This is a genomic window from Halostagnicola bangensis (genome assembly GCF_054653435.1).
Window position 1 is genome coordinate 149,191 of record NZ_BAAIGG010000002.1, and the last position, 12,883, is coordinate 162,073.

Sequence of the window (12,883 nt, forward strand, 5' to 3'; positions counted from 1 at the left end):
CTACTTTATTCAGTTTGACCGGCGCGGACACTGCAGAATCGTTACCGGTTATTGTTCGTTTGTTAGTGCTCCGACTTCTGCTTTTCTATCTGTTTGTTGACGTTGGTTTCATCTGGAGTGACTGGTTTCACTCGAAGCTCTCCGAAGCCGTACTTCGAGTGGTTCCCGACACGGGTGAGTCCCGATATCGCAGTCTCCACCGGACGGTCGCCGTTGTAGCCGACAACCACGCCGTGATCGACCGTCTTCAACTCGTACATGTCGCCGCCCTCGATGACCTTCTCCAGCCGCTTCCGGAGTTGCGCTTCGTCGTCTACGCTCCACCACCACGGGACGTCCACGGTGTTCACCTTCGGGTACTCCGACCGGAGAACGAACGGCGTCACGAGTTCGAGGATGAACGCCTCGCCGTCTTCGAGACGCGAGTAGTCCAGGGCCTCTAGGTCAACGACCTGCGTGTCCTTCAGAGTGGTCATTCCGTAGCCGTAGTTCCGATTGCCTCCGAACTGAAGGGCGTCAAGCACGTCCTCGCCGAGAGGCAGAACGTCCGGGTCATCGGCGTGCAAGTAGGCATTCACGTACCAGCGCGTGGTCTGTTGCTGTTTCCGAGCGTCGTCAGGCCGACCCATGATCGTCTCGTGAGCCATCGCGGGCATCCCGCTCTGGAACCGGATGTCGTGGGCGTTCAGCCCGTCGCGGGGTCGGGTATCGAGCAGCCACGGGTGGTCGGGGTGCCGGAAGAGGAACAGATCGGCGTAGCTCTCTATGTCAGGGAGCGACGACCCCATATACGGGCGAATCCCGCTCTGCGAGTGCACCTCTGGGAACCTCCCGAACTGGTCGGGGACGAACATCCCGTGGCTGGCGTTAATGTGCTGGTGGACGTCGTCCTCCAGCTGCATCCCGAGCGCGTGGTAGATCGCGTTCCCCGAGACGTAGTAGGGATGTCCGAGATAGTCCATGTCGAGTTCCCAATGGACTTGCTGGATTCGAGTCACACGTTCCCCCTCCGAGTTTCGAAATCCTCGATGTACTGGAGTGCGGTGCTCCAACTCCAGATCCGGCGAAGGTTCGCATCGAGCACCATGTTATGTTTGTCGTGGTGGACATCGAGCGGGTGCGCGGTAAGCTGTTTCCACGCCGATGCCCAAGATCGCCACGGGCAACTTCCAAGACGCGACCGCGGGTTCCCGCCTGCGTCCTCGTCGGTTCGAAGCGCGAAGCGGTCGCCCGCGTAGATCGTCCGGTAAGGCACGATCTCCTCGGCGTCGTCCACGATCAAGAGGAGATCAGCGAACTCGTGACCGGCGCGGTAGTTGTCCAAGAGGGCTGCCACGAGCAGCGTGTGGTACTTCAGGCTCGTGTACGGGTAGTAGATGCTCTCGTTGAATCCGCTTGCTACGTCCGATGTGAGCTACGCCCGATGCATCGCCTCGGGGTCGGAGCCAGTCAGCAGGTCGCTGATGGCCTCAGAGAGACGGGGGCGTGAGAACTCGTCCGAGTCGTAGTGAGAGTTGCCCGTCAGCAGCGAGAGCCGGTAGTGCGTCTCGTGGTTGTCCACAGTCTGTTCGGGCTTCCCGTTGGGACGCGAGAGCGCCGACGCGTCGCCGTCCGCTCCGTGCGGGACGGTCTGGTTCACCGGGACGCCTTGGAAGGTGTCGGGGGCGTAGTCGTGCGTCTCGCCGTTGAGCTTGTGAGCGTCGTGGCGGTACGCGGCGACCATCACGTCCTGGCCGCCGTCGCCCTGGAAGTCACTGAGGCTGGCGTTCTCGCCCATCTACGGCCCCCCTCGATACGCTCTTTCAGCGCCTCCACGAACGCCGGGCGGTACTCTTCGGCCCACCGGTCGTCTTTCTCGTCCATCTTGTCCGTGTTGCCCTTCCCGCGGTCGAAGACGCGCTTCAGTTCACGTTCCTCGTACAGCGGGTTGATGATGTAGCAATCGACGATTCCCGCGCCGAAGTTGCGAGCACCACCGAGCTGGTGTATGAAGTCGGTCTGGTGCTCATCTAGGAAGTCGATCCCCTCCGCGAGCAGACCGATGAACTCGGGTTTCGTCTCTCGGAAGGAGAGATGCCAGCAGCCGTCCAGATTGGCGATGGCGTCCACTTCGGCGTTCCGTAGCGGTTCGCGGTTGTCTTCCCGATTTCGGGAGACGATGTTCCGGTTGAGCCGGCGGTAGTGGCCTTCGGCCTGTCCACGCGTGTAGTCCACGCTGGAGCGGACGGGGTTGAACTTGATCGGGCGACGCATTACCTTTCCCGGCTGGTTGCCGAAGCCGCCGAAAAGGTCGAAGACTACGCATCCGTGGTCTTCTTTCGGGTCATCGACGCACGCGCCCTTCTCGTGGTAGCCGTCGTCGAGATCGCGCTCGTAGACGTCTTCCTTCATGAAGTTCGCGTTGGCCTCTCCAGGATGGCAGGCGGTGCCGTCGTACTCGTGAACGACGCGCTCGATCCCGTGGCGAAGCCAGCCCGAGAGCGGAAAGGCGGGGATGATGCCGCCAATCTGGTTCTGCGGATCGTCGTCCTCGTAGTTGCCGTTCGAGGCGTGGTGTCTGTCGGTCATGATGCTATCACCGACCACCAGCAGGTCAGTCTGTATCCGCACGAATACGTCGCGGTCGATATCTTCAATCATGGTAACCCAGTTTCGTGACCTGATCACGTTTAAAAGTCAGCGAGTGTCGAGTGCGTTCCTCAGCGCATCGAGAGAGACAATGACGACGCCACCCATGTGCTGCTGGCGGATCAGGCCGTCTATCCCCACAACCGTCCCGGTAATCATCAGTAATCCTCTCACAGGGGTGTTCTAACTTCTCCAGTTGTGTCTTCGCGTTGGCCTGAAGCAGCTCCCTGCAGTGCGGTTCACTAGCATCGGATAGTAGCAGGATCTCCCGCTGCTTCATATCGTCTGACAGCTTCAGTCCGATGTCTTCATCTGGTTTTAGGGTCGAGTTCTTCATGCTTCGTGTGCTCCACGAAGCGCGGGGTCGGTGCCTTCAACACCGGCCTCATTTTCAGCCATCCCGCGCTTCTCAGCTACATCTCTATTGGCCATCAACTTATGACTTTGCATCATAGCCAACAGTTTGCTATGGTGCTAAGTCAGGTTGCTATGGTGCTAACGTAGAAGTAGATGGTCTCTGAATTACGGTACGTGAGCAAATACCGAGCCATTATGACAACGACTGACCGTGAGAGGATTACCGGTGAGGTTACTGTATCTGATGAAAAACGATACCAGGCGATCCACCGTGTGCGTAGCAGAATCGAAGAGTTGGAGACAGATGTCGATGTTCTCGCGGAACATCACCCAGAACTCCTCGAAGAGCTGCGAGACGTTGTCTGTGACGAGGAGTGACTGATTACGAGGAACGCCTCGGGCGGAACATCAGCTCACAGTATTAGCCGTAGACTCTTATTTGAGTGAGAAGCGGTCGTTTCTATTTCCAGTCAGAATACGCCGTGATGGATACAAGGCGTGAATGTGGCACCGACTGAGAGCGATCTACGTGGGTAGTGATCGGTCAGCACAGACCATACTTTGAGTACTATAGCGACTTCCGCATACAGGTGGCCGTTGATGGACAGAGATCCGTAAACTCTGTCGTACTTCGAATGGTATCCGGTACGGTCGGTCGCTCGACGATGGAGTACCCTTCTGCAGCGAAAAACTCCGATGCAGTCGTCGTGAGGAGATACAGCGTTTCAATTCCGTTGTCCCGCGCGGTCGTCTCCACTGCCTCGCAGAGCATAGTTCCGTGGCCCTGTCCTCGTTTCGGAGCTTCGACGACGACTGATCGGAGCAATCCGGTATCTCCGTACCGTTCTAAGCCGCCGATTCCGACCCGCTCGCCGTTGGCTGTCGCGTAGTAAAACTCCGCCGGGGCCGTTGCGAGGTCCTGAACGGGCAAATCGTTTCGGTTGAGGAGCTCCTTGACGTAGTCAAGATCGCCTTCGGCAGGATGGAGCTTCACTGAAGTCATACCATCTATACGTTACCCACCGTGTTCAATCCAGGTACATTTACACGTATAGTATGCAGATGATCCATCGTTTTCAGTGTGAAACAAACGAAGTCGTCGGGCTGCATTGATGCTCTAAGTCTTGCACAATGTATTTTATTGATTTCAGATAGATCGTTAGTCGTCACACTATAGACAGTCATATTGATCGCTAGTTCTGCCCGCAGATATGGATACCAACTGTATCCCATCTCCTGGGTACAACGACGATTCGAGAATTTGCAGCGTTGGTTCGGAATTTGAACCCTACTCGAGCAAATCGCCCCGAACTCGACACCCGCAGGGATACGCGTTGTGGCGATCTGGAACGAGCTGGACGACGGCGGATACCGGGAGTCCACAGTTCGGACACTCGGGATGGGCCGACAGCGACAGGTCCTCGTCGGTTACTCGAACGCCCAGATTCGTCACGATGAGCGATACGTCGCGAACCTCGAGGCGAGCTTCTACCGCACGTCCGCCGGAGTCGATTAGCCGGGCGAGCGCTTCGGGATCGAACTCGCTGGCGAGTTGGCTTGATCTGCGAAAGTGGTGATCGCTCAATACAGGACAAATAGTTACCGAGGCAGCTATTGATTTGTCCGAACATGCCAAAAGTCGTCTGCTGAATATAGAAGATGCCTTCCGCAGAGGCTTGGTTTGTTTCGCGTCAACGATGAGGAACCAACTGCTCACCTACTTACTGCGCACATTCAATATCGACATCTCGGGAGTTTCCTATTTTAATATAGTCTGACGGATACGTTCTACTATTGTTTCCTCATCAGTCATTTCGACTATTTCTTTCCCGCCGTCCCCCATCTTATCTCTCGTGTCCTCACCATCGTCTTCCCTTTCTTCGAGCATTTCGTCCACTTCTTCACCACCTTCTTCGAGCATTTCACCAGTCTCCTCACCGCCTTCTCGGAGCGTCCCTCCTACTTCATCGCCACCTTCTTCGACCATCTCTGCTGTCTCCTCACCACCCTCTTCGAGCATCTCACTCGCCTCTTCACCACTTTCTTCGATCATCTCGCCGGTTTCCTCACCACCCTCTTCGAGCATCTCGCCTGCGTCTTCGAGCATCTCACCCGCCTCTTCACCACTTTCTTCGGCCATCTCACCGATCTGTTTACTTCCCTCTTCGATCTGATCGCTGAGCCCCTCGCTGGACTCTCTAATTCGATTGGCGACGTTCTCCGTCGTCCCTTCTGTCTTTTCTGCTACTTTTTGACCCCCCTTCTGGACTTGATCAGCCGCACCGTGGGTCACTCCCCATGTGCGACTTTTGACCGTGTCAGTGACTCTATGACCCTGATTTGAGGAGCCGTCCCCCTCAGAACGGATCTTTTCGCTTACTGAACCAAACCAATCTCGGAGTACGTAACCAAGGCCGATGAGAGTGACTATATCAATTAGACGGGGACGAGATCTCCCCTTCTCAGTAGTCTTTCTCTCCTCATCGCTGGTCGCCATTTCCTCCTCGCTCCTCCTTCTCTCTTCGTGTCTGGTCGTTCCCCCGTGTGGAGTGGGAATGTCTGGCTTACTAGACATCAATTAATATCGTTGGACCCTACAGACAGTATACTTCGGCCAGCACCAGCAAGTCAAAAAATGGCGGCTGAATCATCATTCTCCAAACAGTATGTGACGGATAATAGATGATATGGAGTGGATACAAAAAATAAAGCGTGTGTTCACTTGGTAGAAGACTATCCGGTCTAAACAGGGGATCGACGTACCGCTGATTGGCCAATTAGTGAGCAGTCCACGCTATGTCGGCTTCATCCACTCCTAAAGGGGTGGGCTTTCGCCTCGCTACCGCTGTAAGCACGTATAGTGGGCAGGTAATTCACTTTATTTGGCGTGAAACAAACGGGGGTGTCGTGTTGCACTGATCCTCTGTATCTCGCATGCCGTTCTTGACAAGGATTGAGTAGTTCAACGATTTGAACGGTATGTGAGTTCCCTGTATTCACCGATCACACCAATAAACTCAGAATCGAACGTACAAATCCTCGAACTCGTGGGGCAAAGGACCTCGAGAAACCATCAGATCATCACACTCGCTGTCGACGCGACCGGACACACAACGAACGATATCCGAGACTCAGGGCTCGAGATCGACGGCCGTATCGCAGGCAATCCAGCCGTCGGTGTTGTTTCGTTCGGTCACGACGAGTTTCCCTGGTCGCGGTTCGTGTGCCGAGATGATCGTCGTCGACTCGTCTCGTGGTTCCTCGAGATCAGTATCCTGTTCCGGGACGGGGGCGTCCATTACATGGTGTTAGGTGAGCCTAAATCTAAAAAGGTTTTGGTCGGCCTAAGATCAACCCGCTGAGACGAAGGTGGATTCGCGTGGTTCACTTTCAAACGACTGGCTTCCGTTTGCACACGTATGGAGTACGATATCGTTCAGGGAGACATCGCCGCACAGTCTGCGGACGCGCTGGTCAACGCCGCGGGGACGAGCCTCGAGATGGGATCGGGCGTCGCGGGCTCGTTGCGCCAGGCGGGCGGCGAGGGCCTCAACCAGGAAGCGACAGAAAACGGTCCGGTCGATCTCGGCGAAGTCGCCGTGACCGACGCGTACGATCTCGACGCCGACTACGTGATCCACGCGGCCGCGATGCCCCACTACGGCGACGGACAGGCGACCGAACAGAGCATCAGGGACGGGACCCGGAACAGTCTCGAGACGGCCGACGACCTCGCGTGTCAGTCGCTCGTGATCCCGGCTCTGGGCTGTGGCGTCGCGGGATTCGATCTCGAGGATGGCGCGAGGATCATCGCGGAAGAACTGGCCGAGTACGACCCAGAGACCCTCGAGGACGTCCGGTTTATCGCCTACAGTGACGAGGAATACGATACGATCCGAACCGTGGTCGACGACGTTCCGGAGACGGGTTCGCACGCGGAAAGCGAAACGGATCGATAGGCGAACGGCGGATTGATAGGCGAACGAGACGACACAAGGATGCGACGCGATTCATACTGCCGGCTGTAACTCTGTGAATATTCTTCCACCCCGGGGCGACAGAATCGTGAACGACGTACAGCCGGCTGTATCAGGAGAGCGACAGCCCGCGAATTTCGACGCTGTCGCCGTCTTCGATGCGTCCGATGATCTGTCCGTCGGTCTCCGCGACCAGCGAATCCGCTTGCTCGGACGGGACGGCGACGACGAATCCGGTCCCCATGTTGAACGTCCGGTGCATCTCTTCAGCAGTGACGTTTCCTTCCGCCTGGACGAATTCGAAAATCGGCTGTGCAGGAAGCGGCTCGTCGACGACGTAGCGGTTCTCGCCCATCCGGAGTAGGTTGGTCCAGCCCCCACCCGTTATGTGAGCCGCCGCTCGCACGCCGTTTTCGACCATCGGCTCGAGTAAGTCCGTGTAGATCCGCGTCGGCCGCAGGAGCTCCTCGCCGATCGAAACCTCGGGATTGAGCGGGAACGTGTCGGTGTACTCGTGTTCGCGGGTCACGGCCTCGCGTGCGAGCGTGAGCCCGTTCGAGTGGATCCCGTTCGATGGAAACCCGACGAGCACGTCGCCGACGGCCGCCTCGCCTTCGAAGATCGCGTCTTTGTCTGCGAGGCCGACGCAGGTGCCCGCCAGATCGAATCCGGAGACGACCTCGGGCATCACGGCGGTTTCGCCACCCAGAAGGGTGAGATCGGCCTGCTCGAGGCCGACCGCGAGTCCCTCGCCGATTTCGTTCGTAATTTCGTCGTCCGGTTCGTCGATCGCGAGGTAGTCGACGAATGCCGTCGGCTCGACGCCCGCCGTGACGAGGTCGTTGACGTTCATCGCGATACAGTCGATTCCAATCGTCGAGAAGTCTTCGATGGCCTCGGCGACGAGCAACTTCGTTCCGACGCCGTCGGTCGCCAGCGCGAGATAGCGATCGCCGATGTCGAGCAGCCCGGCGTACTCCGTTGTCAGGTCGCTCCCGAAGGCCTCGAGCAACGCCGCCGTGGCGTCTTCGCTGGCCTCGATATCGACGCCCGTTTCGGCGTAGGTGAGCCCCTCGGATTTCTCGTCCTCCGGGTTGGAGTCGGTTTCGTCCGTCTGGTCGGTCATATCTGAACGACCTCCCGGATTGTCTAAAAGCCCACCGGTCCTCGCTGTCGGAGTCGAGTTGGGCCAAAAAGCTAGCCAGCCAAACCGCGTGAACCCACGGGGAGTACCCGAAACGGAGTCGCTTACCAGAACTTGAGACCGAACACCATGAGGAATCCGGCTAACAGGCCTACGCTCACGAGGAACACGGCGGCGAAGACGAGCTTGTTCCAGTTCCAGACGGACTTGCCGTCGAGCGGACCGAACGGTATCATATTGAACGCGGCCAGAAAGAGGTTAATCAGGACGCCCATGTGACCGACGATGGACAGTCCCGGGACGAACAACAACGGGAAGAACAGAAGCGCCAGACCGTGGTTGGTCAGCGGTCCAGCCACCGCGATCATTGCGTTCTCGCGTTCGGTAATCTGTCCGGCGTGATAGACCGCTCCCGGTGCGGCGAAGAGAAAGCCGATCAGCGCGCTCATAACCGCCAGAAAGAGCATTTGGTAGTCCGCCCGAAACTCGGCGACCTGACCGTACCGAATCGCGACGACCTTGTGTGCGAGTTCGTGACAGATGAACCCGACACCGACGGTTACGAAACTCAACGCGATCATCATGACGAACGTTCCGGTCGTGTCGGTACCCTGGGGAATCGGGCTCAAGATCAACGCGAATGCGACGCTCAAGACGATCCACGCGATCGCGAGGTCGATCAACTCCTTGTCGCTGAAGCTCAACTCCGGCTTCGTTTGATAGCTCACCGTTCGTTCCCTCCGACGAAGATCATGAGAAGATCCCCCACAGAAGCTCGAGCGTGTTTCGGGCACCGCGGAGCAGTTCGTCGAACAGCGCGTCGACGCCGCCGATTTCGGGGCCAGCCAGCCACGGCAGAACGACCAGTGGGAACAACAGGGTCGCAATCAGGCTCCCGATATTCGTTAACGCGACGATCATGATGAGCCGGAACAGCGGCACGTCGAACATGTCTTCGACGGCTTCGCCGAGCGGCCGCTCCGTGTCGCCGACGATCTCGTTGAGTACCTGGATGTCGCGAACGTTGACCGGTCGGTGTTTGAGTTCGACGTAGCCGGCGAACCAGCCCGGTGCGAGTAGCGGATTGATGCTGGTGAGCCAGGCGACCGAACCGCCGACGCCGGCGCTGGTCCAGCGCGCCCCGGCGAGTCGAGCGAGCGTAAAGGCGAAAATGCCGTTAAAGAGGAACCAGGCGGCAAAGAGCTGGAGCAGGAAGGTATCCTGAACACCGGCCATGATCAACAGGAAGAAAAAGCCGATAAAGACCGTCATCACGAGATAACCAAAGAGCTTGACGACCGAAAACCGGCGTCCGGAATCCGTTCCCGTAATCGACTCGAGGGGCGGCAGCGAGTCCGGGTTCTCGAGGTACTGGTCGATACCCGCTTTGTGTCCTGCACCGACGACGGCGAGGACGTCGTAACCCTGATTCGAGAGCGCGTGGAGATTGTGCGCGATGTAGGCGTCGCGTTCGTCGATCAACGCTTCGGCACCGCCGGGGCTAAAGCGGCGGAACTCTTCCATCATCGCGGCGACGACATCACCGTCGGTCATCTCCTCGATATCTATTTCGTCTACATCTTCGACGTCGGCCGTCAGCATGCCGAGTACGATACCGACGACGCCGCCGATGAGAACACCGATTCCGAGTCCGGCGAGGATACCGATTGTTCCCCGAATGGCGTACGTGCCGACGTTTTCGAACGTAGATGCGGAGATTGGGCCGACGAACGTCTCGGTCGCGACGAGTGCAACGGCGGTGACGAGTCCCAGGCAGATACCGGCGATGACGCGAATTGAGAATCCGTTAATGATCCCGCCCGTATTGGTACCCGCATTATCCAGTGACGGAAGAAAGAGCAGGCCCACTAATCCGCCGACGAGCGTCCCGCCGCCGACGGCACCGACGTATTGTAAGGTCGACTGTTCGGCGATACCGAGCATAAGGAGGTCTCCGAGACCGAACAACGGGGCGATAAACGCCGCGAATATGAATCCGAGGAACGCACCGGCGACGGCACCGAAGGTGAGGCCGAGCGTTCGAGGGTCTGTCACCCCGAGTGCCAGTCCGCCGACCATCTTGAGCTTCTCCGCAAACGAGAGGCGGGCCCAGAACCGCTGGATCGTTATCTGAATGTCTCGGTCGACCAGTGCGACCCCGCTTCCGTTCTCCTCGGCCGCGTCGATCGCGGCGCGCATATCCGCTCCCGGTTCGATATCGAACTGATCACCGAGGCGGGACTGGACGTACGAAAGCATCCAGTACGCGAGAAACTGAAAGACGGTATTACCTGAAAGGAGATCCTCTGCCTCGATGTCGTCGGGCGTCCCGCCCTGCATCTGGCGGTAGCGCCCTTCGTCGAGTTCGACGGCGACCATATCGGGAGACTCCTGTTCGATCGTCTCCTCGACCTCGTCGACGCTTGCCTGTGAAACGTGAGCCGTCCCGAGGACCTGGACGGATCCACGCTCACGTCCGGGCGGATCAGAAGGTTCGGGAACGTCGACATCACCTGCATCGCTCATTACCGGACCAACTCGGGCCCGACTTTTACCAGTATCGAAGCGTGTGAATCAGCAACGTCCGTCGTGCCGTGTCGAGAGATTGATTGCAACCCCCCGGGAAACACCGACCGATGACTGATCTCCTCGAGACCGTGGTGGAAAACCGCGAGATGGTCCAGCCCCACCACGCGAACATGCTCGACGTCACTCACGGTGGGAACGTGATGAAGTGGATGGACGAGGTTGGGGCGATGGCCGCGATGCGGTTCGCCGGCGAAACCTGCGTGACCGCGCGTGTCGATCGAATGGACTTCGAACGACCGATCCCGGTGGGGGATACGGCGTTTATCACCGCGTACGTCTACGACGTCGGGTCCTCGAGCGTGAAGGTGCGGATCGTTACCGAACGCGAGGATCTCCGGACGCACGAGCGAGAGAAAACGACCGAATCCTACTTCGTGTACGTGGCTATCGACGAAGACGAAGCGCCGACGACCGTCCCCGAACTGACCGTCGACACGACAGAGGGCGAACGCCTCCGGGAGGAGGCGCTCGCGGGCGAAAACGGCAACTAGTCGAATTCCGTTACCGGCCTCGACCAGTCGGATCCATCGCTGACTCCAGCTATCCAGTTGGCTACCGGTTTCGACCGCGGCCGCCGGTAGACAGACTCTCGCCGCCGGCACACCTATTGTTGCCACCAGTACGCCGATAGTCGGCAGTGACACACCGATCGGCAGGCTAGCGACATACCGATCGGCAGGCCAGCGACACGCGGTCTGGGTTGACAGCTGTCCGAGGACCGTTCCGTGTTCGTTTCGGAGAAGGGAGACGAGTTGCGCTACTCCAGTAGCTCCCCAACCTCGCCGAGCGACTCGAGAACGTAATCCGGTTCGACCGCTGCGTCCTCGAGGTCACCGCGTTCGGTGACGCCGGTGAGGACGGCGGCTGTCGTCATTTCGGCCTGGTTTCCGAGTTCGATATCGGTGTTGAGCCGGTCGCCGACCACGAGCGTTCGTTCCGGCGGCGTCTCGAGCCGGGAGATCGCGGTCTCGGCCGCCATTTTCGACGGTTTTCCCAAAATCGCGTCAGGTTCGCGGCCGGCGACGGCCTCCATCGCGGCGAGAATCGTCCCCGAACCGGGGATTTCCCCCTCGTCCGTTGGGATGGTCACGTCAGGATCGGTGCCGTAAAACGGGGTGTCGCCCTCGAGTGCGCGTAACGACTCCCAGATCGTTCCATAGGAGAACTCCCGATCGAACGAGCCGAGGACGACGTCGCTCTCGTCGGGATCGTCGGTTACAGCGAGATCGTGATTCTCGAGAATGGCTCGTAATCGATCGTCGCCGACCAGGAAGATGGACTCGCTGGCGTGATTCGCCTGCAGATACTCGGCCGAAACGAGCGCGGACGTCAGAACCGATTCCGACGCGATATCGAGCCCGTGTGGCTCGAGTTTCGCTCCGTAGTGGGCCGCTCCTCGGGTCGGATTGTTCGAAAAAAGCAATCTGTCGACCCCCGCGTTCTCGAGGGCGCGGAGGCCGTCGATCGCACCGGGAATCAACTCCTCGCCGCGAACGATCGTTCCGTCGACGTCGAGGATCGCAGCCTCGAAGGCAGTCATTATCCCGATAAAAGGGCGTCCACCGGTTGAGTTTTCGGGTTCCGGTTGCGCGCGTGCCCTTGTCTCGAGCGACCAAACAGTACTCGGCGGGTTCGAGGTGGGAATTCTTATCCGGAGACGACGCGAAGGATCGGTTATGGGACTCGAGGTCGAGCCGCCGGATCCGCCCGAGTTGTCGTTCGTCGATCCGAACGAGTACGACGACGCGACGATCAGCGGTGGAGAAGAGGATACTGATATCGACTACCGTCGCGAGGAACTACAGGGGTTCCTCGAGGAGGGAGCGTGGGAGGAAGCTTTCGACGAGTGGCTCGAGGACACGGATCTCGATGAACGGGAGTTCGGGATCGCTCGTGATCTCGACCTCTTCGTCGAATTCGATTTCTTCTGGGACGACTTTGCCGATCGAGTCGGCTATCACGCGCCGGGCATCGCCGAGGACTGGCAGGCGCGCGAGTACCATCCGGCTCTCGATTCGTGGGGGACCGTTTCGTCGATCAATGCGGAACTCACGGAGTTTGGACAGATCGTTTCCGTCTTACTGAAAGAGGAATACATCGACTGGGAAGCCCAGTACGAACCGCCCGAGGATCTTCCCGATTTCGACTGATCGGTCCTGTTCGCGAGCCCTCGATTCGCGGACGATCG

14 protein-coding genes and 1 pseudogene are annotated in these 12,883 nt (G+C 58.6%); 4 read left to right on the forward strand and 11 right to left on the reverse strand.

Annotation, left to right across the window (positions count from 1 at the left end):
• Nucleotides 1-62 precede the first annotated feature (62 nt).
• The 3 genes and pseudogenes from ACYQ14_RS02275 to ACYQ14_RS02285 all read right to left on the reverse strand — a co-directional run bounded on the left by ACYQ14_RS02275 (nucleotide 63) and on the right by ACYQ14_RS02285 (nucleotide 2,640).
• Entirely contained in the window at nucleotides 63-998 is a 936-nt protein-coding gene (locus ACYQ14_RS02275) for a hypothetical protein (RefSeq protein ID WP_459884418.1), read from the reverse strand.
• Nucleotides 995-1,777 (reverse strand): annotated as a pseudogene (locus ACYQ14_RS02280) (DUF8168 family protein). Before ACYQ14_RS02280 ends, ACYQ14_RS02275 begins: the two are co-directional and overlap by 4 nt.
• Nucleotides 1,723-2,640, reverse strand: a complete 918-nt coding sequence (locus ACYQ14_RS02285) for a hypothetical protein (RefSeq protein ID WP_459884420.1) — start codon at nucleotides 2,638-2,640, stop codon at nucleotides 1,723-1,725. The pseudogene ACYQ14_RS02280 and the gene ACYQ14_RS02285 overlap by 55 nt, the downstream one beginning before the upstream one ends.
• A 540-nt stretch (nucleotides 2,641-3,180) precedes the next feature.
• On the opposite strand from ACYQ14_RS02285, the gene ACYQ14_RS02290 reads away from it, so the two are divergent.
• Nucleotides 3,181-3,363 carry a hypothetical protein gene (locus ACYQ14_RS02290; RefSeq protein ID WP_459884422.1) on the forward strand — a complete coding sequence of 61 codons (183 nt, stop codon included), beginning with the start codon at nucleotides 3,181-3,183 and terminating at the stop codon, nucleotides 3,361-3,363.
• A 190-nt stretch (nucleotides 3,364-3,553) separates the two neighbouring features.
• Here the strand turns inward: ACYQ14_RS02290 and arsN2 are convergent, their stop codons facing one another.
• The 4 genes from arsN2 to ACYQ14_RS02310 all read right to left on the reverse strand — a co-directional run bounded on the left by arsN2 (nucleotide 3,554) and on the right by ACYQ14_RS02310 (nucleotide 6,284).
• On the reverse strand, nucleotides 3,554-3,988 hold the full coding sequence (arsN2, locus tag ACYQ14_RS02295) for an arsenic resistance N-acetyltransferase ArsN2 (RefSeq protein ID WP_459884424.1): 435 nt from the start codon (nucleotides 3,986-3,988) through the stop codon (nucleotides 3,554-3,556).
• Between the two features lie 285 nt (nucleotides 3,989-4,273).
• Nucleotides 4,274-4,570 carry a hypothetical protein gene (locus ACYQ14_RS02300; RefSeq protein WP_459884426.1) on the reverse strand — a complete coding sequence of 99 codons (297 nt, stop codon included), beginning with the start codon at nucleotides 4,568-4,570 and terminating at the stop codon, nucleotides 4,274-4,276.
• Between the two features lie 174 nt (nucleotides 4,571-4,744).
• Nucleotides 4,745-5,560, reverse strand: a complete 816-nt coding sequence (locus ACYQ14_RS02305) for a hypothetical protein (protein ID WP_459884428.1) — start codon at nucleotides 5,558-5,560, stop codon at nucleotides 4,745-4,747.
• A 556-nt stretch (nucleotides 5,561-6,116) separates the two neighbouring features.
• A complete protein-coding gene (locus tag ACYQ14_RS02310) occupies nucleotides 6,117-6,284 on the reverse strand; it encodes a hypothetical protein (protein ID WP_459884430.1) in 168 nt (55 codons plus the stop codon).
• A gap of 120 nt (nucleotides 6,285-6,404) precedes the next feature.
• Here ACYQ14_RS02310 and ACYQ14_RS02315 point away from each other — a divergent pair, with 120 nt between their 5' ends.
• Nucleotides 6,405-6,944 carry a macro domain-containing protein gene (locus ACYQ14_RS02315; RefSeq protein WP_459884432.1) on the forward strand — a complete coding sequence of 180 codons (540 nt, stop codon included), beginning with the start codon at nucleotides 6,405-6,407 and terminating at the stop codon, nucleotides 6,942-6,944.
• Nucleotides 6,945-7,074: 130 nt separating this feature from the next.
• Here ACYQ14_RS02315 and purM read toward each other — a convergent pair whose 3' ends face one another.
• The 3 genes from purM to ACYQ14_RS02330 form a co-directional block, all read right to left on the reverse strand.
• Nucleotides 7,075-8,088, reverse strand: a complete 1,014-nt coding sequence (purM, locus tag ACYQ14_RS02320; protein WP_459884434.1) for a phosphoribosylformylglycinamidine cyclo-ligase — start codon at nucleotides 8,086-8,088, stop codon at nucleotides 7,075-7,077.
• A 122-nt stretch (nucleotides 8,089-8,210) separates the two neighbouring features.
• The gene (locus ACYQ14_RS02325) at nucleotides 8,211-8,834 is read right to left on the reverse strand and encodes a zinc metalloprotease (RefSeq protein WP_459884436.1); all 624 of its coding nucleotides are present in this window, start codon (nucleotides 8,832-8,834) and stop codon (nucleotides 8,211-8,213) included.
• A 22-nt stretch (nucleotides 8,835-8,856) separates the two neighbouring features.
• Nucleotides 8,857-10,632: a TraB/GumN family protein gene (locus ACYQ14_RS02330; protein WP_459884438.1), complete on the reverse strand. Its 1,776-nt coding sequence runs from the start codon at nucleotides 10,630-10,632 to the stop codon at nucleotides 8,857-8,859.
• 110 nt (nucleotides 10,633-10,742) lie between these two features.
• Between ACYQ14_RS02330 and ACYQ14_RS02335 the strand changes: the two genes are divergently transcribed.
• A complete protein-coding gene (locus tag ACYQ14_RS02335) occupies nucleotides 10,743-11,186 on the forward strand; it encodes an acyl-CoA thioesterase (protein WP_283837442.1) in 444 nt (147 codons plus the stop codon).
• A gap of 266 nt (nucleotides 11,187-11,452) precedes the next feature.
• Here the strand turns inward: ACYQ14_RS02335 and ACYQ14_RS02340 are convergent, their stop codons facing one another.
• The gene (locus ACYQ14_RS02340; protein ID WP_459884441.1) at nucleotides 11,453-12,235 is read right to left on the reverse strand and encodes an HAD-IIA family hydrolase; all 783 of its coding nucleotides are present in this window, start codon (nucleotides 12,233-12,235) and stop codon (nucleotides 11,453-11,455) included.
• 136 nt (nucleotides 12,236-12,371) lie between these two features.
• Here ACYQ14_RS02340 and ACYQ14_RS02345 point away from each other — a divergent pair, with 136 nt between their 5' ends.
• Nucleotides 12,372-12,845 (forward strand): DUF7992 family protein, encoded by a 474-nt coding sequence (locus tag ACYQ14_RS02345; protein WP_459884443.1) that lies wholly within the window; start codon nucleotides 12,372-12,374, stop codon nucleotides 12,843-12,845.
• Nucleotides 12,846-12,883 lie beyond the last annotated feature (38 nt).